General features: G+C 54.4%; 18 protein-coding genes, 6 tRNA genes and 1 other RNA gene. 15 read left to right on the top strand and 10 right to left on the bottom strand.

Annotated features, from left to right (window positions below; genetic code table 11):
* Nucleotides 1–20: 20 nt before the first annotated feature.
* Nucleotides 21–1262 carry an alanine transaminase gene (gene alaC, locus B3X29_RS10065; protein ID WP_159339645.1) on the bottom strand — a complete coding sequence of 414 codons (1242 nt, stop codon included), beginning with the start codon at nucleotides 1260–1262 and terminating at the stop codon, nucleotides 21–23.
* 387 nt (nucleotides 1263–1649) lie between these two features.
* Between alaC and B3X29_RS10060 the strand changes: the two genes are divergently transcribed.
* Together B3X29_RS10060 and B3X29_RS10055 are read left to right on the top strand one after the other, a co-directional pair.
* Nucleotides 1650–3347: a sensor histidine kinase gene (locus B3X29_RS10060; protein WP_103180609.1), complete on the top strand. Its 1698-nt coding sequence runs from the start codon at nucleotides 1650–1652 to the stop codon at nucleotides 3345–3347.
* A 12-nt stretch (nucleotides 3348–3359) separates the two neighbouring features.
* The gene (locus tag B3X29_RS10055) at nucleotides 3360–4097 is read left to right on the top strand and encodes a LytR/AlgR family response regulator transcription factor (protein ID WP_103180611.1); all 738 of its coding nucleotides are present in this window, start codon (nucleotides 3360–3362) and stop codon (nucleotides 4095–4097) included.
* A gap of 41 nt (nucleotides 4098–4138) precedes the next feature.
* Here the strand turns inward: B3X29_RS10055 and glk are convergent, their stop codons facing one another.
* Entirely contained in the window at nucleotides 4139–5104 is a 966-nt protein-coding gene (gene glk, locus B3X29_RS10050) for a glucokinase (RefSeq protein WP_103180613.1), read from the bottom strand.
* A gap of 204 nt (nucleotides 5105–5308) precedes the next feature.
* Here glk and B3X29_RS10045 point away from each other — a divergent pair, with 204 nt between their 5' ends.
* Entirely contained in the window at nucleotides 5309–6544 is a 1236-nt protein-coding gene (locus tag B3X29_RS10045) for an ion channel protein (protein WP_103180614.1), read from the top strand.
* Here B3X29_RS10045 and ipdC read toward each other — a convergent pair whose 3' ends face one another.
* Nucleotides 6545–8200: an indolepyruvate decarboxylase gene (ipdC, locus tag B3X29_RS10040; RefSeq protein ID WP_159339646.1), complete on the bottom strand. Its 1656-nt coding sequence runs from the start codon at nucleotides 8198–8200 to the stop codon at nucleotides 6545–6547.
* Between the two features lie 184 nt (nucleotides 8201–8384).
* On the opposite strand from ipdC, the gene mgrA reads away from it, so the two are divergent.
* Together mgrA and ypeC are read left to right on the top strand one after the other, a co-directional pair.
* Complete coding sequence (gene mgrA / locus B3X29_RS10035) at nucleotides 8385–9383, top strand: L-glyceraldehyde 3-phosphate reductase (RefSeq protein WP_159339647.1); 999 nt, start codon at nucleotides 8385–8387, stop codon at nucleotides 9381–9383.
* Between the two features lie 126 nt (nucleotides 9384–9509).
* Nucleotides 9510–9854, top strand: a complete 345-nt coding sequence (ypeC, locus tag B3X29_RS10030; RefSeq protein WP_103180619.1) for a DUF2502 domain-containing protein YpeC — start codon at nucleotides 9510–9512, stop codon at nucleotides 9852–9854.
* Nucleotides 9855–9883: 29 nt separating this feature from the next.
* On the opposite strand, the gene B3X29_RS10025 is transcribed toward ypeC, so the two are convergent.
* Nucleotides 9884–11125 carry an Nramp family divalent metal transporter gene (locus B3X29_RS10025; protein ID WP_103180621.1) on the bottom strand — a complete coding sequence of 414 codons (1242 nt, stop codon included), beginning with the start codon at nucleotides 11123–11125 and terminating at the stop codon, nucleotides 9884–9886.
* Between the two features lie 342 nt (nucleotides 11126–11467).
* Between B3X29_RS10025 and B3X29_RS10020 the strand changes: the two genes are divergently transcribed.
* Nucleotides 11468–12655 carry a NupC/NupG family nucleoside CNT transporter gene (locus B3X29_RS10020; RefSeq protein WP_103180623.1) on the top strand — a complete coding sequence of 396 codons (1188 nt, stop codon included), beginning with the start codon at nucleotides 11468–11470 and terminating at the stop codon, nucleotides 12653–12655.
* 46 nt (nucleotides 12656–12701) lie between these two features.
* Here the strand turns inward: B3X29_RS10020 and B3X29_RS10015 are convergent, their stop codons facing one another.
* The 3 genes from B3X29_RS10015 to B3X29_RS10005 form a co-directional block, all read right to left on the bottom strand.
* Complete coding sequence (locus tag B3X29_RS10015; protein ID WP_103180625.1) at nucleotides 12702–14888, bottom strand: EAL domain-containing protein; 2187 nt, start codon at nucleotides 14886–14888, stop codon at nucleotides 12702–12704.
* A gap of 208 nt (nucleotides 14889–15096) precedes the next feature.
* Nucleotides 15097–15172, bottom strand: a tRNA-Ala gene (locus B3X29_RS10010).
* Between the two features lie 41 nt (nucleotides 15173–15213).
* Nucleotides 15214–15289 (bottom strand) — tRNA-Ala (locus B3X29_RS10005).
* A 220-nt stretch (nucleotides 15290–15509) separates the two neighbouring features.
* On the opposite strand from B3X29_RS10005, the gene B3X29_RS10000 reads away from it, so the two are divergent.
* Complete coding sequence (locus B3X29_RS10000) at nucleotides 15510–15869, top strand: YfeC-like transcriptional regulator (RefSeq protein ID WP_103180626.1); 360 nt, start codon at nucleotides 15510–15512, stop codon at nucleotides 15867–15869.
* A gap of 1 nt (nucleotide 15870) precedes the next feature.
* Nucleotides 15871–16266: a YfeC-like transcriptional regulator gene (locus tag B3X29_RS09995; protein WP_103180628.1), complete on the top strand. Its 396-nt coding sequence runs from the start codon at nucleotides 15871–15873 to the stop codon at nucleotides 16264–16266.
* A gap of 42 nt (nucleotides 16267–16308) precedes the next feature.
* Here B3X29_RS09995 and gltX read toward each other — a convergent pair whose 3' ends face one another.
* Nucleotides 16309–17724 (bottom strand): glutamate--tRNA ligase, encoded by a 1416-nt coding sequence (gltX, locus tag B3X29_RS09990; protein ID WP_103180630.1) that lies wholly within the window; start codon nucleotides 17722–17724, stop codon nucleotides 16309–16311.
* A gap of 257 nt (nucleotides 17725–17981) precedes the next feature.
* On the opposite strand from gltX, the gene B3X29_RS09985 reads away from it, so the two are divergent.
* From B3X29_RS09985 to B3X29_RS09960, 6 genes are all read left to right on the top strand, one after another.
* Nucleotides 17982–18057 (top strand) — tRNA-Val (locus B3X29_RS09985).
* A 44-nt stretch (nucleotides 18058–18101) separates the two neighbouring features.
* Nucleotides 18102–18177, top strand: a tRNA-Val gene (locus tag B3X29_RS09980).
* A gap of 48 nt (nucleotides 18178–18225) precedes the next feature.
* Nucleotides 18226–18301: transfer RNA gene (locus B3X29_RS09975), tRNA-Val, on the top strand.
* Nucleotides 18302–18305: 4 nt separating this feature from the next.
* A tRNA-Lys gene (locus B3X29_RS09970) sits at nucleotides 18306–18381 on the top strand.
* A gap of 29 nt (nucleotides 18382–18410) precedes the next feature.
* Nucleotides 18411–18535, top strand: a non-coding RNA gene (locus tag B3X29_RS09965) — RtT sRNA.
* A 132-nt stretch (nucleotides 18536–18667) separates the two neighbouring features.
* A complete protein-coding gene (locus B3X29_RS09960; RefSeq protein ID WP_159340074.1) occupies nucleotides 18668–19009 on the top strand; it encodes a FlxA-like family protein in 342 nt (113 codons plus the stop codon).
* On the opposite strand, the gene B3X29_RS09955 is transcribed toward B3X29_RS09960, so the two are convergent.
* Nucleotides 19006–19941 carry a LysR family transcriptional regulator gene (locus B3X29_RS09955; RefSeq protein WP_159340073.1) on the bottom strand — a complete coding sequence of 312 codons (936 nt, stop codon included), beginning with the start codon at nucleotides 19939–19941 and terminating at the stop codon, nucleotides 19006–19008. The two genes, B3X29_RS09960 and B3X29_RS09955, sit on opposite strands and share 4 nt — an antisense overlap.
* An 89-nt stretch (nucleotides 19942–20030) precedes the next feature.
* Here B3X29_RS09955 and B3X29_RS09950 point away from each other — a divergent pair, with 89 nt between their 5' ends.
* Nucleotides 20031–21029 (top strand): bile acid:sodium symporter family protein, encoded by a 999-nt coding sequence (locus B3X29_RS09950; RefSeq protein ID WP_103180634.1) that lies wholly within the window; start codon nucleotides 20031–20033, stop codon nucleotides 21027–21029.
* Here the strand turns inward: B3X29_RS09950 and B3X29_RS09945 are convergent.
* The gene (locus B3X29_RS09945) at nucleotides 21026–21241 is read right to left on the bottom strand and encodes a DUF3820 family protein (RefSeq protein ID WP_103180635.1); all 216 of its coding nucleotides are present in this window, start codon (nucleotides 21239–21241) and stop codon (nucleotides 21026–21028) included. The genes B3X29_RS09950 and B3X29_RS09945 overlap by 4 nt on opposite strands.

The following is a 21241-nucleotide window of genomic DNA, read 5'->3' as shown; positions in this document are numbered from 1 at the left end:
GGCGCCTGTTTTTTTTGGGGTTACTGACCCGCCTGCTCTGGCATCGGCTTTGTTACCTGGGGCAGTAATCCGTCGGCGCGGAACATGCTTTTAATGCCCCTCACCGCCTGACGGATACGATCGCTGTTCTCAATCAGCGCGAAACGCACGTGCGTATCGCCGTAGTCACCAAAGCCAATCCCCGGGGAGACGCACACTTTCGCATCCTGGAGGAGTTTTTTGGCAAACTCCAGCGATCCCATCGCGGCGTAGGCGTCCGGGATCTTCGCCCAGACGTACATCGAAGCTTTAGGCATCTCCACCATCCAGCCCGCCTCATGCAGCCCTTTGACCAGCACATCGCGACGGCGTTTATACTGGGCTGCAATGTCCTTCACACACTGCTGATCGCCTTCCAGCGCAGCAATGGCCGCTACCTGCAACGGGGTAAAGGTGCCGTAGTCGTGGTAGCTTTTGATACGTGCCAGCGCGTTGACCAGCGTCTTGTTACCGACCATAAAGCCGATACGCCAGCCCGCCATGTTGTAGCTTTTCGACAGGGTGAAAAACTCCACCGCAACGTCGCGCGCGCCGGGTACCTGCATGATCGACGGCGCTTTCCAGCCGTCATACACGATATCGGCGTAGGCCAGGTCATGCACCACAAGCACGTCGTAGCGCTTCGCCAGGGCCACCACTTTCTCAAAGAAGTCGAGTTCCACGCACTGGGCGGTCGGGTTGGAAGGAAAACCGAGGATCATCATCTTCGGCTTCGGATAGCTTTCCCGGATGGCGCGCTCCAGCTCGTTAAAAAAGTCGACGCCTTCAACCAGCGGCACAGAGCGCACCTGCGCACCGGCAATGACCGCACCGTAAATATGGATCGGGTAGCTGGGGTTCGGCACCAGCACCGTGTCGCCATGGTCCAGCGTCGCCAGCATCAGATGCGCCAGCCCCTCTTTTGAACCGATGGTGACAATGGCTTCGCTCTCAGGGTCGATCTCCACCTGATAGCGTTCCTGATACCAGCGCGAAATGGCGCGGCGTAAACGCGGAATCCCTTTAGAGGTTGAGTAACCATGCGTGTCCGGGCGCTGGGCGACGGTGCAGAGTTTTTCCACGATATGGGGCGGCGTAGCGCCGTCCGGATTACCCATACTGAAATCGATAATGTCTTCGCCGCGACGGCGCGCAGCCATTTTCAATTCAGCAGTAATGTTAAACACATACGGGGGAAGACGATCGATACGCGAAAAACGGCGTTCAGGACTGGAGTCAGCCATAAATTCCTCAGATTACGTTAGCGCCCGGACCGTCCGAGCGACGTCGCCACGGATGTGGCGTGCTTAGAAAATAACCTGAAAAAATTCGCCTTGTCGAGGGGGGAAGAAATAAAAAAAAGCGTAGCGCTAAAACAGGAACTCTGCTGAGGCAAAAACCGGAAGCAAAAAAGAAAAGAGGCATTATTAATACCTTTTTATTAACATTTTAATATCATTACAGTTACGACTTCCGGGTGGCTTTTTAGCTTTTCTGCCCGCTTATGCGACCTTAGATACAATCCCCTTTGATTAACGTGGTTTATCCCCATTTTATAAAAGAGCGGGATGGCTGGTCATTGAGCGTCAGGTTTTTTATCATGGTTCTTTCCTCTTTTCCCAGGTTTACCCGTGCACGAAATATTCAATATGCTGCTGGCGGTGTTCGATCGCGCGGCGTTAATGCTGATTTGCCTCTTTTTCCTCATTCGCATCCGCCTGTTCCGCGAGCTGCTGCATAAGTCTGCCCACTCGCCCCGGGAACTGCTGGCGGTCACTGCGATCTTTTCGATGTTTGCCCTGTTCAGTACCTGGTCCGGGGTACCGGTGGAAGGTTCCCTGGTTAATGTGCGGATCATCGCCGTGATGTCTGGCGGGATCCTGTTTGGCCCATGGGTCGGGATCATCACGGGCCTCATTGCCGGGACCCACCGTTACCTGATTGATATCGGCGGCGTGACGGCGGTTCCTTGCCTGATCACCAGCATTATCGCTGGCGTGCTGTCGGGGGCGATCAACCGCAAAGTCCCTAAGAAACAGCACTGGAAAGCGGGTATCATCGCCGGCATGCTCTGCGAAACCCTGACCATGATCCTGGTGGTGGCGTGGGCCCCCACCACGGCGCTGGGGCTGGATATCGTCTCAAAAATTGGTATTCCGATGATCCTCGGTAGCGTCTGCGTGGGCTTTATCGTGCTGCTGGTGCAGAGTGTGGAAGGCGAAAAAGAGGCCAGCGCCGCCCGGCAGGCCAAGCTGGCGTTGGATATTGCCAATAAGACGCTGCCGCTGTTTCGCGACATTAACGCTGAATCGCTGCGCCAGGTGTGCGATATCATCCGCCGCGACATTCACGCCGATGCGGTGGCCATCACCAATATTGACCGGGTGCTGGCCTACGTGGGCGTGGGTGAAGCAAACTACCGGGATAATGATGATACCATCAGCCCCACCACCCGCCAGGCAATCAGCGGCGGCAAGATCATCATTAAGAATAACGATGAGGCTCACCGCACCCCGGAGATCCACTCTATGCTTGTGATACCGCTGTGGGAAAAAGGGGTAGTCACCGGCACGCTAAAAATTTACTACTGCCACGCGCACCAGATCACATCGACCTTACAGGAGATGGCGGTCGGGCTGTCACAGATTATCTCTACCCAGCTGGAGGTCTCCCGTGCCGAGCAGCTGCGGGAGATGGCAAACAAGGCAGAGCTGCGCGCCCTGCAGAGTAAAATTAATCCCCATTTTCTGTTCAATGCGCTGAACGCCATCTCCTCGTCGATCCGCCTGAATCCGGACACCGCCCGCCAGCTGATCTTCAATCTGTCGCGCTATCTGCGCTACAACATTGAGTTGAAAGACGACGAGCAGATCGACATCAAAAAAGAGCTTTATCAGATCAAAGATTACATCGCCATCGAACAGGCGCGGTTTGGCGATAAGCTTACCGTCATCTATGACATCGATGAAGAGGTGAACTGCGTGATCCCGAGCCTGCTGATCCAGCCGCTGGTGGAGAATGCCATTGTCCACGGCATTCAGCCGCGTAAGGGTAAAGGGGTGGTCACCATCAGCGTGGCCGAATGCGGTAACCGCGTGCGGGTGGCGGTGCGCGACACCGGCCACGGGATCGACCCGAAAGTGATTGAACGGGTGGAGTCGAATGAGATGCCCGGCAATAAAATTGGTCTGCTCAATGTCCATCACCGCGTTAAGCTGCTCTATGGTGAAGGGCTACACATTCGCCGCCTTGAGCCGGGTACCGAGATCGCGTTTTATGTTCCTAACGAACGCGCCGCCGTTCATGCCCAGACGTTGTTGTTGCCTTAGAGGGAGTGACGCATGAAAGTCATCATTGTGGAAGATGAAATACTCGCCCAACAGGAGCTGAGTTGGCTGATTAAAGAACACAGCCAGATGGAGATCGTCGGCACCTTTGAGGATGGTCTGGACGTGCTGAAATTTCTGCAGCACAACCGGGTAGACGCCATATTTCTGGATATCAATATTCCCTCTCTGGACGGGGTACTGCTGGCGCAAAACATCAGCCAGTTTGCCAGTAAACCGTTTATTGTCTTTGTCACCGCGTGGAAAGAGCATGCGGTGGAGGCCTTCGAGCTGGAAGCGTTCGACTATATTCTTAAGCCGTACCAGGAGTCGCGGATTGTCAGCATGCTGCAGAAGCTGGAACACGCCTGGCACCAGCAGTCCGGCGCGGAACAGGTCGCGGCCTCACCGGTCATGCGCGAAAATGACACGATCAATTTGATCAAGGATGAACGCATCATCGTGACGCCGATGAACGATATCTATTATGCCGAAGCGCATGAGAAGATGACCTTCGTCTACACGCGCCGCGAGTCGTTCGTCATGCCGATGAACATCACCGAATTTTGCAGCAAGCTGCCGGCGAGCCACTTCTTCCGTTGCCATCGCTCTTTTTGCGTCAATCTGAACAAGATCCGCGAGATCGAACCCTGGTTCAACAACACCTACATTCTACGGCTGAAGGATCTCGATTTTCAGGTGCCGGTGAGTCGCAGCAAGGTGAAAGAGTTTCGCCAGCTGATGCACCTGTGAGGGGGATGCCCCGGTGAACAGACGTCACCGGGGAAGAGCCATTACAGTACCTGGCCCAGGGTCTGGCGCAGATGCGCGCCCGAGCCCAGCAGACCCGGATTGTCATGCACAATCAGGTACACCGGAATATCCCGGACATAATCGCGGAAGCGCCCCTTGTCTTCAAACCCGCCGCGGAAACCGGAGGATTTAAAGAAGTCGAGGAAGCGCGGTACGATCCCGCCCGCGATATAGACCCCACCAAAGGTGCTCAGGTTCAGCGCCAGGTTGCCGCCAAAACGCCCCATGATGACGCAGAAGAGCGACAGCGCGCGACGGCAGTCGGTGCAGCTATCTTCCAGCGCGCGTTCGGTCACATCTTTCGGCTGTAGATTCTCCGGCAGACGGCCATCGGATTTCACAATCGCCCGGTAGAGGTTCACCAGGCCCGGACCCGAGAGCACCCGCTCCGCCGAGACGTGGCCGATCTCCGCGCGCAGCTCTTCGAGGATAATGCCCTCTTCTTCGCTGTTTGGGGCGAAATCGACATGTCCGCCTTCACCCGGCAGGCTGATCCAGCGCTTGTCGACATGTACCAGATGGGAAACCCCCAGGCCAGTGCCAGCGCCGTAGACGGCAATGGGCTTACCTTCAACCGGCTCGGTGCCGCCGAACTGGATCAGATGCTCCGGCTTTAACATCGGGATCGCCATCGATACCGCGGTAAAGTCGTTAATAATTTCCAGATGGGCAAAGCCGAGGTTGGCCTTCATTTCGGCGACAGAGAATGCCCAGGTGTGGTTGGTCATCGCCACCCAGTCGCCGGTAATCGGACAGGCAATGGCGATACAGCCATCCTCAACGCTGACATCATGCTCCGTCAGATAGACACGAACCACCGCTTCCAGGCTGGGGTAATCCAGCCCGGAATAGGTTTTGGCGCGGGAGATTTCGCCGGTGTTGACGTCACATAACGCCAGACGCGCGTTAGTCCCCCCTACATCACCTACCAAAGCATACTTTGTCATTCTTCTACTGCTCCGCTAAAGTCAAAATAACTGTTTGGCACACTCTAAATTCAAGGCCCGTGAACAACAACGACCTGGATAAAAGCACCCCAGGATTATCGATCTTCATCACAGAATAACTTTACCGTTTCAGCACCATTTGCACTATTGCCATAAGGCTGAACGTGCAAAGTACAGACAGCTATTTTTAACAAGGAAATCATCATGCTCCATCCGCGAGCCAGAACGATGCTGCTGCTGGCCCCTCCTGCGCTGATTATTGGCGTTGCATCCAGCCTGATCCTGATTGTGATCATGAAGGTCGCCTCCGTGCTGCAGTCGGTTTTGTGGACCTCATTACCGGCTTCCCTCGGCCTTAACGCAAGCTCGCCGGTATGGGTTATTTTAATCCTGACGCTTACCGGTATCGCTGTAGGAGTGGTGATACGCTACAGCCCGGGCCATGCCGGGCCAGATCCAGCCACAGAGCCGTTGATTGGCGCGCCGGTCAATGCCGCTGCCCTGCCCGGGTTGATTATCGCCCTGATTATTGGTCTGGCGGGCGGCGTCAGCCTTGGGCCTGAGCATCCTGTGATGGCGGTGAATATCGCCCTGGCCGTCGCCATAGGGGCGCGGGCCTTCCCCCGGGTAAACGCCCTTGACTGGACCATTCTCGCCTCTGCCGGCACCATCGGGGCGCTGTTCGGCACACCTGTCGCGGCGGCGCTGATTTTTTCCCAGACCCTGAGCGGCAACACGGAGATCCCGCTCTGGGATCGTCTGTTCGCCCCGCTCTTATCCGCCGCCGCCGGAGCCCTGACCACCAGCCTCTTTTTTCATCCTCACTTCTCACTGCCCGTTGCCCACTACAGTCAGATGCAGATGGTGGATATTTTCAGCGGCGCGATCGTCGCCGCCTTCGCCATCGCGCTGGGGATGGTGGCGGTCTGGTGTCTGCCGCGCCTGCACCGTCTGATGCATCGTCTGAAGCACCCGGTACTTATTCTTGGCGCAGGCGGATTTATTCTGGGGATCCTTGGGGCAATCGGGGGCAATATCACCCTGTTTAAGGGGCTGGATGAGATGCAGCAGATGGCCTTCAGCCAGATCTTCAGCGTGTCGGATTATCTGCTCTTTGCGCTGATAAAACTGGCGGCGCTGGTAGTGGCTGCGGCCTGCGGTTTTCGCGGCGGGCGCATTTTCCCGGCGGTGTTTGTCGGCGCGGCGCTGGGGTTGATGTTGCATGAACATGTAGAGGCGGTTCCCCTGGCGATCACCATCTCCTGTTCGATTATGGGGCTGGTGCTGGTTGTCACCCGGGATGCGTGGCTAAGCCTGTTTATGGCGGCAGTGGTGGTGCCGGACACCACCCTGCTGCCGCTGCTCTGTATTGTGATGCTGCCCGCCTGGCTGCTGCTGGCGGGCAGACCGATGATGGCTGCATGGAACGATGAGAAGTAATCAGGCGCTTTTGCGTGCTTCCAGCGCCTGGATAATGCCGCTCAGCAGCGGCGGAACGTCGGCTTTCGGCAACATCACCTCAATCAATGACAGCCGTTGTGGGTGCGCGACTCTCTCCAGCACCTCTTCCAGCTGCACCGTCTCGCTCACCCGCCAGCACTCGGCCTGACAATCCAGGCTGAGCGCCTGCGGGATCTGCGTCCAGTTCCACAGCGCTATGTCGTTATAGCGCTGGTTCGGACCATGAATGGCGCGCTCCACCGTGTACCCTTCGTTATTCAGCACCATGATCACCGGGCGCTGCTTGTCCCGCAGCATGGAGCCCAGCTCCTGGATAGTGAGCTGCGCCGCGCCGTCGCCGGTAATGGCAATCACGCGACGATCCGGGCAGGCGGTCTGCGCACCGTAGGCGGCGGCCAGGGTGTAGCCAATCGATCCCCAGATCGGCTGCACGATAAAATTTACCTCATCCGGCAGACGCAGCGCGCCAGCCCCAAAGGCCGAGGTTCCCTGGTCGGCGAGAATAATGTCCCCCGGACGAATATAGGTTTGCAGCGTTTTCCAGAAGCAGTCCTGGGTTAACGAACCGGGATGAACCGCATGAAGCTGTCTCGCCGGGCGAGGCGTATTGCCGGTTTGGGCATACTGATGGCAGAGGCTGGAAAGTACCTCAATGGCCTGGGTCATGGGGATCCCGGTGTACCAGACATCGCCTATGCGCGAGGCATGCGGCTGAACATCAATAGTCTGCTGATGGGTAAGTTTGTGGGTGAAGCCTGCGGTAAGCGTATCGGTAAAGCGCGTACCCACGCAGATCACGGTATCGGCGCCTTCAATGGCCTCGTTAACCTCGGCTGCGCTGGCGGAGCCGCTGTAGGTGCCAGCAAAACCGGGTTTGCGCTCGTCAAAAATCCCTTTCCCCATCAGCATGGTGGCGTGGGCGATGGGCGTTTGGTCCACCCAGCGTTGCAGCTGATTTTTCAGGCCATAACGCAGGACCAGGAAGTCGGCCAGCAGCGCGGTGCGATCGCTCGCGGCCAGCCGTTTTTCTGCCGCCTGGCGGAAGGCGTCAAGACGGAAACTGTCGCTCTCATAAAGAGGGTTCATGAGCGTGCTCACAGGCGGCGTGGCCGGTTTTTTTGCCACATCGGCAGGCAGCATAATATAGCCCGGACGGCGCTCCCGAAGCATCTGGGTCAGGACCCGGTCGATTTCATAGCAGGCATTTTGTTCGGTCAGGTGCGCCTGGGCGACGGTAACGGGCTCACTCATCTTATAGAAATGACGAAACTCACCGTCACCGAGCGTATGGTGCAGTAGCTCCCCTTTTTTCTGCGAGGCGCTGCCCGGGGCACCCACGATATGCAGAACCGGCACATGCTCGGCGAAACTGCCCGCGATACCGTTCATGGCGCTGAGCTCGCCTACCCCGAACGTTGTCAGCAGCGCAGCAAACCCTTTGCAGCGCGCATATCCATCGGCGGCATAGGCCGCATTTAATTCGTTGGCACAACCTACCCAGCCAATATCCGGGCTGGCGATAACGTGATCGAGAAACTGCAGATTGTAGTCGCCCGGCACGCCAAACAGATGATCGGCACCACAATCTGTAAGACGGTCCAGCAGGTAATCGGCGACGGTGTAGGGGGTTTGCATGACAGTTATCCTTATAATGTTGACTTCAGTTTGAGTATTGAAGAAGCGTGATAGCTGTCCAGGAATGGCGATAAACTGCCCATGGAAATAATGCTTTACGTATTTTCGCGAGGTAATCTGCCTGCCTGACGTTTAGTGTAAACGTATACACTGAATGACATTCTGACGCAGAGGGGCAAGACTCATGGTTTATCAGGCGAATCAAAACCGTTACCAGTCAATGAATTATCAACGATGCGGGCAAAGTGGTCTTAAGCTCCCTGCCATCTCCCTGGGGCTGTGGCACAACTTTGGCGACGCCACATTGATCGAAAACAGCCGTCAACTTTTACATCGTGCCTTCGATGTGGGGATTACGCACTTCGACCTTGCCAATAACTACGGTCCACCGCCGGGTTCCGCAGAACGTAACTTTGGACGAATCTTGCAGGAAGATTTCAGCGCCTGGCGCGATGAACTCATCATCTCGACCAAGGCGGGCTATACCATGTGGGAGGGCCCTTACGGCGACTGGGGCTCGCGTAAGTATCTGATTGCCAGCCTCGATCAGAGCCTGAAACGGATGGGCCTGGAGTATGTCGATATCTTCTATCATCACCGTCCGGACCCGGAAACGCCGTTGAAAGAGACGATGAAAGCGTTAGACCACATCGTGCGCCAGGGCAAGGCACTGTACGTTGGGCTATCCAACTATCCGGCAGAGCTGGCTCGCCAGGCCATTGAGATCCTCGATGATTTAGGCACGCCCTGCCTTATCCATCAGCCGAAATATTCGTTGTTTGAACGCACCCCGGAAGCGGGCTTACTGGGCGTCCTGAAGGATAAAGGGGTGGGCTGCATCGCCTTTTCGCCGCTCGCCGGGGGCCAGCTGACCGACCGCTATCTTAACGGTATTCCGGCAGATTCCCGCGCCGCCAGCGGAAGCCGGTTCCTCAATCCGGATCAGCTCACCGAAGAGAAGCTGGCGAAAGTGCGTCAGCTTAACGCCCTGGCGGAACGCCGCAACCAGAAGCTATCGCAGATGGCGCTGGCCTGGGTATTACATCAGGAGGCCGTCACCTCGGTGCTGATTGGCGCCAGCAAAACGGCGCAAATTGATGATGCTGTGGGAATGCTGGCGAACCGTCACTTCACGCCTGAGGAACTGAACGAAATCGACGGAATTCTGAATAGTGTAAATTAAAAGCGCTTTTAGCAAAAAGTGCTACGCCTTCTGAATTAGGAGTTAAAGCGATTATCCGGGGCTTTACCGCCCCTTAATATTGCGTTAACAAGCCGATTACGGCTCCGATCGTGAAGGAGAAAAACCATGTTCAGGTCTCTGATTCTTGCAGCAGTATTACTGGCTTCAGCCCCGCTGGTCGCTAATGCTGGCGAAATCACCCTGTTGCCATCCATAAAATTACAAATTGGCGATCGTGATAATTATGGTAACTACTGGGATGGCGGCGGCTGGCGTGACCGCGACTACTGGCGCCGACATTATGAATGGCGCGGCAACCGCTGGCACAGACATGATAACGGCTACCATCGTGGCTGGGATAAACGCAAAGCCTATGAGCGTGGCTACCGCGCAGGCTGGAGCGATCGTGACGATCATCGAGGCCCACGCGGTCGTGGTCATGGTCATGGCGGGCACGGTCACCGTCACTGATACGAAAAAGGCGCCTTCCGGCGCCTTTTTTACAATCCCAATGCGGTCCCGATAAGTAGCCACAGATTCAGCGCCACCACCAGAACCACGATCGCCCACCCCGTCCGTCTCACCGCCTTACTGTTAACCAGATCGCCCATCAGCTTCTTGTCACTGGTGAACACCAGCAGCGGCACCAACGCCAGCGCAATACCAAAACTGAGCAGCACCTGGCTCATCACCAGAATGCGGGTCGGATCCAGTCCCATCAGGATCACCACAAACGACGGCAGCATCGTGATCGAACGGCGCACCCATAAAGGAATGTGGAAGCGCACAAATCCCTGCATCACCACCTGCCCTGCCAGCGTGCCTACCACGGTGGAAGAGAGACCCGCTGCCACCAGGCTCAGGCCAAAAATGGTCGCCGCCGCGTGACTCAGCAGCGGTTCCAGCGTCAGGTACGCCTGATCCAGATCGGCGACGCCGGTATGGCCGTTGAAATGGAATGCCGCTGCGGCGGTGGCCATCATCGCCAGGTTAACAAACCCGGCAATGGTCATAGCGATGGCGACGTCCCACTTTGTCGCGGAGTAGCGCTCATGCCGGGAACCGCCATGCAGGTTCTGGGTCAGCGAGGAGTGCAGATAGATCACGTGCGGCATAATGGTCGCGCCCAGTACCCCGGCCGCAAGGAACACCGCTTCGGTGGTAGGCAGACTTGGGATCGCCATTCCTTTACCCAGTTGAACCAGATCCGGCTGGGAGAAGATGAGCTCAACAATGTAGGCTGCCGCCACAAACAGCAGCAGGCCGCCAATTACTTTCTCCAGCGGTTTCTGCCCGCGTCGTTGCAGCATCAGAATAAGGAAGGTGGCGATACCGGTTAATACCGCGCCCTGCAACAGCGATACGCCGAGGATCAGCTTAAAGCCGATCGCCGCGCCGATAAATTCTGCCAGGTCGGTCGCCATGGCAATAATCTCCGCCTGCACCCAGTAGAACCAGACCAGCGGACGCGGATAGTGGTCGCGGATCTGCTCCGCGAGATTTTTACCGGTGGCAATGCCCAGTTTTGCTGACAGCACCTGGATCATCATCGCCATCAGGTTGGCCCAGACCACCACCCACAAGAGTTTGTAGCCGAAACTGGCTCCGGCCTGGATGTTGGTCGCAAAATTACCGGGATCGATATAGCCAATGGCGGCAATAAACGCAGGTCCCATCAATGCGAACCGCATTTTGCGTGCAGCCCTACCACTGCTACTCTCATCAACGCGACTGTTGCTCATTTTTGCCTCAGTAATATAGCCTTTGCTATGTTAAATGCTATCAAAATGCGAATGATTATCAAGTTCATTTAAAAGGATTATCGTGATTGCAGTGATAGCGAAGAACAATTAGCAGGCTGGAATGAAGTATAGATAGCGGGCAGAAGCACGCGCCTTTGTGAAGCGTAGCACACAAACTTAACTTTTAACTCATTTACATAACATAACAAAAATGTATCGTATGTCACTATTTTTGAAACTCGTCACAGGACTCAACGATAGTGTGGCTTTGATCTCGTTTTCTTTACGCTTGTTTCATAGAATGTGCAGCGAAATTAAACCTGCCTCATATTTGGAGCAAATATGGACCGCGTCCTACATTTTGTCCTGGCACTTGTTGTCGTTGCCGTGCTTGCGTTGCTGGTCAGCAGCGATCGCAAAAAGATCCGCATTCGCTATGTCATTCAGTTACTTGTTATTGAAGTATTGCTCGCCTGGTTCTTCCTGAACTCAGACGTGGGGCTGGGCTTTGTAAAAGGCTTCTCCGAGATGTTTGAAAAACTGCTCGGATTCGCTAATGAAGGAACCAACTTCGTGTTCGGTAAAATGAACGATGAAGGTCTGGCATTCTTCTTCCTGAAAGTGTTGTGCCCAATCGTCTTTATCTCTGCCCTGATCGGTATCCTGCAGCACATTCGCATTCTGCCGATTGTCATCCGCGCTATTGGTACCGTGCTGTCTAAAGTGAACGGCATGGGCAAACTGGAATCTTTCAACGCCGTAAGTTCCCTGATCCTCGGTCAGTCTGAGAACTTTATCGCCTATAAAGATATCCTTAGCAAAATGTCCCGCAACCGCATGTACACCATGGCGGCAACGGCAATGTCTACCGTTTCCATGTCTATCGTGGGCGCGTATATGACCATGCTTGAGCCTAAATATGTGGTGGCTGCGCTGGTACTGAACATGTTCAGCACCTTTATCGTTCTGTCACTGATTAACCCGTACCGCGTGGACGAAAGTGAAGAGAATTTGCAGATGGCGAATCTGCACGAAGGTCAGAGCTTCTTCGAAATGCTGGGTGAATACATCCTGGCAGGCTTCAAAGTGGCGGTGATTGTTGCCGCGATGCTGATCGGCTTTATCGCCCTGATCTCCGCGCTGAATGCCCTGTTTGCTGCCGTACTGGGTATCTCCTTCCAGGGGATTCTGGGTTACATCTTCTACCCGGTAGCCTGGGTGATGGGTGTGCCAGCCAGCGAAGCGCTGCAGGTGGGCAGTATTATGGCGACCAAACTGGTTTCTAACGAATTCGTCGCGATGATGGATCTGCAGAAAATCGCCGGTAGCCTCTCCCCGCGCGCCGAAGGCATTCTCTCCGTCTTCCTGGTTTCATTCGCTAACTTCTCTTCCATCGGTATCATCGCCGGTGCGATTAAAGGCCTGAACGAAGAGCAAGGTAACGTGGTTTCCCGCTTTGGTCTGAAACTGGTCTACGGTTCTACGCTGGTCAGCGTCCTGTCAGCGTCCATCGCTGCACTGGTACTGTAATCAGCATAAAAAAACCGGGGATAACACCCCGGTTTTTTTTCGTCTGTCATTCAGTGAGCGGTTGCGGTTTGCCGATCAGATATCCCTGTAAATAGTCCACTCCCGAGGCGAGCAACTTTTCCCGCTGCGCTTCCGTTTCGACAAACTCCGCCACCACGCACAGCGACCGGGTCTTTGCCAGGTTACAGATGGATTTCACAATCATCGCATCCATGCTGTCGCTGCAAATATCCTTCACAAAGCAGCCGTCGATCTTGATGATATCCGCCTGCAGGCGCTTGAGTCGTTCGTAATTGGCGTACCCGGTACCGAAGTCGTCGATAGCAATTTTAAAGCCATACTGACGCAGCTGCTGAATGTTAGCGATACTGACTTCCGAATTGGAGAACGCCTGCTCTTCGGTCACCTCAATAATAACCGTCTGCGGCTTCACGCTGTAGCGTTCAAACAGTGCAATGATCTCTGACGCAACCTCTTTTTGCATCAGCGTTAACGGCATCAGATTCACCGAGAAACGCGCGCAGCACCCCTGTGCAGGATGATCCTGCAGCCATACCAGCAGTGCTTCAACCACGCTGATATCGAAGCGTCGGCTCAGGTTAAATTGCGCCACCAGGGGCAGAAATCTGTCGGGCGTAAGGAGTTCGCCCTCGCTCTCCAGTCGCGAGAGGATTTCATGGTAGCCCACGCCATCGGCTCTCTGAATGGGTTGTGCATACAGACGCAGCCCCCCCTCATCCAGAGCGCGTTTGATCCGGCTCAGCATCAGCACACGCTCCGTCGTCTGGCCCGAAACCGTCTCAAAGCTGTTATTCAACGACAGAACCTGATTCGCCGAGCAGGCCTTTTCTGCCAGCCAGCTTAGCTGGCCCAGCGTGTGGTACAGGCTCTCACCCCCGTTAGATTCCACACCGCCCCAGGCGCCGCCAAACTCAATATCCATGCCGATATTGTTCCAGTAAATTTTGCGGCTGTTGAGATAATCAGTAATGTGCTGCAGACGCGCTCCGGTTTCCGGGCCGCTAAGCACCACCACCAGCTCATTACCCGGGATTTGAAAAACCTGTTCGTTGACCATCAGCAACGGCTGCAGCTGGCGAATAATGTCCCGTTTACACTGCACGCGCATCATCAGGCCGTAATGACGGCTCAGAAACTCCAGGTTGTCCATGCGTAAACAGCACAGGGTGATATCCCTGTTGCCCTTCATAAAGCATTCCAGCGCGCGCAGATTACGCAGCCCGGTTAATGGATCGACCAGCGCCCTCTCCTGCCAGCCACGTTTGAGCCATTGACTGCGCTGAAAAATGCGGGACATATAAGCCAGACAAATTGCGAAGGAGATCAGCACCGACAGCACAAACGCCAGTGAATAACCGTTCTGTACGCCCTGTAGAAAATTGCTGTTGTAGGTAAGCAGCAGCAAAGCGCTTAGCGCCCAGCCCAACGCGATGAAAGGATAGCGAAATCGACTGACCCCTAAGGTGAATAAAATGAATATGACGGGAACCAGGTAGCCTGCAATGATATCGGAGGTAAAAGGTACACAGAGCAGCAAAAGGAAAGCAACAAGCGTGAGAAGTAATGCGGATGTAAATAACCTGTTGCGAAATGAAAATGAATTATGAATATTGCGCCGCCAGAAAGCGCGCGCATAATGGGGATTGATAATCATCCTTAAGGGATAATAGAACAGCATGGTAAAAATCAGAACCGCACAAATCAGGCTTTGAATATCGACTATATGGTAAATAACCGAGCCGCGGTCGGAGAAATTCGCAAGGGTAATCGGAAAATCACATAAATAACCGGCCAGATACATTGAGAGTTTGGTGGCTAGCGGCAGGATAAATCCCAGCCAGAAAATGCGCGCGCCGATAAAGCGATTGGGTACGTGATAACGCCAGCGCGTTCCAAGTTGCCATCGCAGGATCCCACAGACCACCAGCGTACTAAATACCTGACAAAATAATAAGATAGCAACCTGCCCTGGCGTTAAATCTAAATTCCATTCGTTAATGATGGCAAAACTGATGATGATTGGAAGAATAGCCTGACGACCAAATAAGAGTATCATCGCCAGCATGACGCTCAGCGGCATCCATGCCAGATAAACTTCAAAACCATCAATAACAGACTTCGGTGAAATAAGGCGGGAGAAAGGAATGACAACCAGACATAACACCAGAGCGAGCGAGAAGCGCTTTACGTCAATAGTAAACTTAATATTCATTAATTTTATTAAACAGTTTATCTGGCGTTATTAAATTCACAATAATAATAATTTCTTTATGCAGGTGATTCAACTTAAGGTCCAGGAAATAGCATTTCCTGCTCAGGAGTAAACCTGAATAAGATTTATTTACAGAATTACGAGGAGAGACAGGAAACGGTATCGCGGGCATAAAAAAACCCCCGCCGTCTGGCGAGGGTTAATATTTTGGTGGAGCTAAGCGGGATCGAACCGCTGACCTCTTGCATGCCATGCAAGCGCTCTCCCAGCTGAGCTATAGCCCCACAGTATTCTTTACGCACCAGACTCTGTTGGGTTCAGAGTTTGGTGGAGCTAAGCGGGATCGAACCGCTGACCTCTTGCATGCCATGCAAGCGCTCTCCCAGCTGAGCTATAGCCCCATCGCGTAAAGCGTGTCGTGTTGACGGGCGGCATCATATGAATTCCATTGCTGAGTGTCAACGGCAAATTCTCACACTCTGGTTCAATCGCTGAAAATTCATGCAAATGAATCACATTGCGAGAGTGCTCGCAGCCATGAGTTAATCTTGTCACGTTTTCCAGTAAAAGGGTGTTATAAAATGACTCACTAATTAACCACACTCTTACTCAGGAAATTGCATGATCAAGGAACGAATGACGCCAGAAGAGTTGGCCCGACTCACTGGCTATAGCCGACAGACCATCAATAAGTGGGTGCGGAAAGAGGGTTGGTCCACATCGCCAAAACCCGGCGTCCAGGGCGGTAAAGCACGTCTGGTCCATGTGAATGAGAAAGTTCGGGAGTTTATCCGCAACGCACGCAGAGCCCCGGATGTGGCCGCATCGCCGGAGATCTACCCTGAGAACTCGCTACAGGCCCTGCTGATTACGCTGGCCAATGAAATGACACCCACAGAGCAGAAACAATTGACCTCTTTATTACTCCGGGAAGGGATTACCGGTTTGTTACAACGTTTAGGGATCCGCGATCAGAACTGATATGAAAAGATTACGTAGCAAAATGACCACCGAGGAGCTTGCGGAAACGCTGGGCGTCGCCAGGCAAACCGTCAACCGTTGGGTGCGCAATAATGGCTGGAAAACGGAAGGCATTAACGGCGTAAAAGGTGGGCGGGCGCGCCTGATTCATATAGATGCGCAGGTACGCGAGCACATCATGAACATCCCCGCCATTCGTAAACGGCAGGCCCTCTTTCAGTTGGCGGAGACCTCGGCCAGCTATGGTAATGGGCAACCCGTTGCCGTGCTGCGGCAGATTACGGATGCACTGGAGAAGATGACCCCACCTGAGCAGGAGCGGCTGGCCGTTTTGCTGGCGCGCGAGGGAATAGAGGGTTTTCTGGTGCGGCTGAACATTCATCAGTCAGCGCAATAAAAAACGGCAGGGAAACCTGCCGTTTTATTTTTTACGTTCTGGTTACTGCTGGCTTTCGCGTTCAGCAATAAACGCCAGCGCTCTGTTGATGCGCGCCACGCTACGGGTTTTGCCAATGGCGTGTACGGTAACGTCCAGTGCCGGAGACTGACCCGCACCGGTGACCGCCACACGCAGCGGCATACCCACTTTACCCATACCGACTTCCAGCTCATCCGCTGTCGCCTGAATGGCATGATGCACATTCTCAGCGCTCCAGTCGGTAATGGCTGCCAGCTTGTCGCGAACCACTTCCAGCGGCTGACGCGCAACCGGACGCAGGTGCTTCTTCGCCGCATCAGCATCAAACTCGTCATACTCCTCATAGAAGTAGCGGCAGTTTTCCGCGATCTCTTTCAGGGTCTTACAGCGTTCACCCAGCAGTTTGATCAAATCGGCAAGCTGTGGACCGTTGCGGGTATCAATATTTGCCTGCTCAATGTGCCACTGCAGCTGGGTCGCAACATACTCTGGCGGCAGGGTATTGATGTAGTGGTGGTTCAGCCACAGCAGTTTATCGGTATTGAACGCACTTGCAGACTTACCCACCGCACTCAGGGAGAAGAGCTGGATCATCTCTTCGCGGCTAAAGATCTCCTGATCGCCATGGGACCAGCCCAGACGCACCAGGTAGTTCAGCAGCGCTTCCGGCAGGTAGCCGTCGTCACGGTACTGCATGACGCTGACTGCACCGTGGCGTTTAGACAGTTTTTTACCGTCGTCACCGTTGATCATAGAGACGTGGGCGTAAACCGGTACCGGCGCATTCAGCGCTTTAAGGATGTTGATCTGACGTGGGGTGTTGTTGATATGGTCTTCGCCACGCACCACGTGGGTGATCGCCATATCCCAGTCATCCACCACGACGCAGAAGTTATAGGTTGGTGAACCATCGGTACGGCGGATAATCAGATCGTCCAGCTCCTGGTTGCTGAATTCGATCGGGCCGCGGATCTGATCGTCAAAAATGACTGAACCTTCCTGCGGGTTAGCGAAACGCACTACGCACGGTTCATCCGCAGCGTGATGTGAATGGTCATGGCGGCAGCGACCGTCGTAACGTGGTTTTTCGTTATTCGCCATCTGCTCTTCACGCAGCGCTTCCAGGCGCTCTTTCGAGCAGTAGCACTTATATGCAGTGCCCGCTTCAAGCATGTCATCAATTACGGCGTTGTAGCGATCAAAACGTTTAGTCTGGAAATAGGGGCCTTCGTCCCAATCCAGATTGAGCCAGTTCATACCATCCATAATGGCTTCGATTGCTTCCGGCGTGGAGCGTTCGAGATCGGTATCTTCGATACGCAGCACAAACTCACCGCCCTGGTTGCGAGCAAACAGCCAGGAATAGAGAGCAGTACGCGCACCGCCGACGTGCAGGTAGCCTGTCGGGCTTGGCGCGAAGCGAGTTTTGATTTTCATGAAGTGGCCTTACAGTGATAAAGATGCCGACAACCGGCATATCCTGGAAACTAAAGTGGGCAATATTCTATCACTCCAGCCTGATTCCTCAATCTTGTTACTGTCAGATCGTTCTCTGTAGCCGTTTTTGTTTAGAAATCATGCACCACAGGCGGTTTTGCGATCGTTTTGTTTAATTTTACGACGAACGAACAAAATCTTAAGAAAAGGCGTTGACTCATTTTCAACTCTCCCTATAATGCGACTCCACACAGCGGGGGTGATTAGCTCAGCTGGGAGAGCACCTCCCTTACAAGGAGGGGGTCGGCGGTTCGAACCCGTCATCACCCACCAACTACTTTATGTAGTCTCCGCCGTGTAGCAAGAAATTGAGAAGTGGGTGATTAGCTCAGCTGGGAGAGCACCTCCCTTACAAGGAGGGGGTCGGCGGTTCGATCCCGTCATCACCCACCACTTTCTCGCCAGCTGGATTTCTTGCAGTAGTAAATGAAGTACCGAAGTGGGTGATTAGCTCAGCTGGGAGAGCACCTCCCTTACAAGGAGGGGGTCGGCGGTTCGATCCCGTCATCACCCACCACTTCGGGTCGTTAGCTCAGTTGGTAGAGCAGTTGACTTTTAATCAATTGGTCGCAGGTTCGAATCCTGCACGACCCACCAATGTAAAAAGGCGCCCTAAAGGCGCCTTTTTGCTATCTGCGATATTAACGATTCGAACCTGCGCAGGTTCGGGACGAACGCAGTGAGTCAACGGAGCCGCCTGCGGCGACGGCCCGAAGGGCGAGCGAAGCGAGTCATCCTGCACAACCCACCAATGTAAAAAGGCGCCCTAAAGGCGCCTTTTTACTATCTGCGATATTAATGCGCTTACTACCTCTTCAGGTAGCTATTCTCAAGCCCTTCAATTTTCTGCCGATATCTCTTTTTTAGGCAAGAGACTATCGTCATGACAACCATTCAGACATCCACCCCGTCCGTACAAACCCAAAGCAGCGGCAGCAGCAGTTCCGCCGGCAATGACCTTGCGTCGCAAATCAGCCGCCTCACCTCACAAATCACTAAACTGACCAAACAGCTGAAAGAGGTCGCCAACGGCAGCGGCTCGGCGGAAGAGAAAAAAAAGCAGCAGGAGCTGCTGCAGAACCAAATCAAAATGTTGCAGGCTCAGCTCCAGCAGTTGCAGCGCCGCCAGGCAGAAGAAGCTCTGCAGAAGCAGGATAAACAGCAGGCTAAAGTGGAAGGCGTTAACTCCCCTTCCGCTGAACACCAGATTGATATCTACGTTTAACGGTTTTCTGGGTTAAAAAGCGGATCGCGTATGCGGGCCTGCGTCAGCCGCTTCGCCTGCATGCGTACCACTTCCCACAATGCCTGGGCGGCCCCCGAAAGTGAGCGATTCTTTCGACGAACCAGCATCAGCTTCCGTTCGATGATTGGAGTGAAACGTTTTACCGTCAGTCGACTCCCCTGCGGCAACGGGAGCGCCAGCGCGGGCAGCACGCTAATTCCGATTCCGGCTTCCACCATTGGAAAGAGCGTGGCGGGATGACCAATCTCCTGCACAATCGTCGCCCTTACCTGCTGCTCTGCCAGAGCCGCATCAATGAGTGGCCGACTGCCAGAGGCGTAATCCTGTAACACCAGTTTGGCACCCTGAAGCGACTGCCATGTCACCTGCTCCAGAGCAGCAAGGGGATCGTCGTCCCGGCACAGCAATAAGAAAGGCTCAGAGAGCACCTCTTCACACTCCAGATCGCTAACCGGCCCCGGATCGATAACGATACCGAAATCCACCTCTCCCAGGCGGATGCTCTCCAGAACCCACTGCTGCGGCCGGTCATGGAGCACAAAATTGATATCCGGATACTGATGATTACTTTGCGCGATACAGTGTGGAATTAAATGCGCCGAAATGGTCTGGCTGGCGGCAACCCTTACTGTTCCGGAGAGCTGTTGCCCTACTCTGCCTGCATCCCGTAGCGTGCTGGTAAGTTCATCCAGCAATCTTTCCAGACGCGCGGCCAGCTGTTGCCCCGCCTCTGTTAACACCACCTCACGGGTGGTGCGGTCGATAAGCCGCACGCCGGTCTGTAACTCCAGCTCTTTCACGCTATGGCTCACCGCCGACTGGCTCAGGCCGATCATCGTCCCCGCGCGGCTGAAACTTTTCGCCTGCGCGACGGTAACAAATATACGAAGTTGCCGCAGAGAGTAATTCATCTGTTTTACTCATAAATTGATGCAATAAATCAATTTTATTTCTCAAACGGAGTTAAGCACAATAGCGTTATCTGTTTTCAGGAGTATTTATGAAACTTTTGCGCATTCTTGATCCGTTCACCCTTATTCTTATCGTCGTGGTTCTGCTCGCCTCCTTCTTCCCGGCTCGCGGCGGTTTTGTCCCCTTCTTTGAAGGCTTAACCACTGCCGCCATCGCCCTGCTGTTCTTTATGCATGGGGCAAAACTCTCCCGTGAAGCGATTATCGCGGGCGGCAGTCACTGGCGACTGCACCTGTGGGTAATGTGCAGCACCTTTGTTGTTTTCCCGGTCCTGGGCGTGCTGTTTGCCTGGTGGGCACCGGTCAACGTCGACCCGGCGCTCTATACCGGTTTCCTCTATCTCTGCATTTTGCCAGCTACGGTGCAGTCGGCCATCGCCTTTACCTCCATGGCGGGCGGCAACGTGGCGGCTGCGGTCTGTTCAGCCTCCGCCTCCAGCCTGTTGGGAATTTTCCTTTCGCCGCTGCTGGTGGGGCTGGTGATGAATATGCATGGCGCGGAGGGCAGTCTGGAGCAGGTGGGCAAAATCATGCTGCAGCTGCTGCTGCCGTTTGTGCTGGGACATCTTTCCCGCCCCTGGACCGGGGCATTTGTGGCGAAACATAAGAAGTGGATCGCCAAAACCGATCAGTCATCGATTTTGCTGGTGGTCTATTCTGCGTTCAGCGAAGCCGTGGTGCATGGCATCTGGCATAAGGTTGGAGTCGGATCGCTGCTGTTTATCGTGGTGGTCAGCCTGGTGCTACTGGCGATTATCATTGCCATCAACGTCTTTGCCGCTCGCCGCTTTGGGTTTAACAAAGCTGACGAAATCACCATTGTCTTCTGTGGCTCGAAAAAGAGCCTGGCTAACGGCATCCCGATGGCCAATATACTGTTTCCAGCCTCGGTGGTTGGGATGATGGTGCTGCCGCTGATGATCTTCCACCAGCTGCAGCTGATGATCTGTGCGGTGCTGGCGCGTCGCTACCGTCGCCAGACCGATGAGTTGCAGGCCCGGGAGCAGGCCCGCGCGGCAAAAGTTTAAGGACGTCTCAGGGGCTGAACCAGCTGGGTCAGCCCTTCGGTTTTAATCAGCAACGTTAAGGCCATCAGCTCACCCAGATGCCCGGCAGGAAATTCATCCTTACGGGCAAACCACAGCAAATACTCTTCCGGCAAGTCAATCAGCCGACGGCCTTTATACTTGCCGAACGGCATTTCGGTGTTGGCAATCTCAATAAGCTGCGCTTTATCCAC

Origin of the sequence: Leclercia sp. UBA5076, assembly GCF_002416465.1 — a bacterium.
Classification (GTDB): domain Bacteria; phylum Pseudomonadota; class Gammaproteobacteria; order Enterobacterales; family Enterobacteriaceae; genus Enterobacter.
This window is presented reverse-complemented; position numbering and strand designations above follow the sequence as displayed.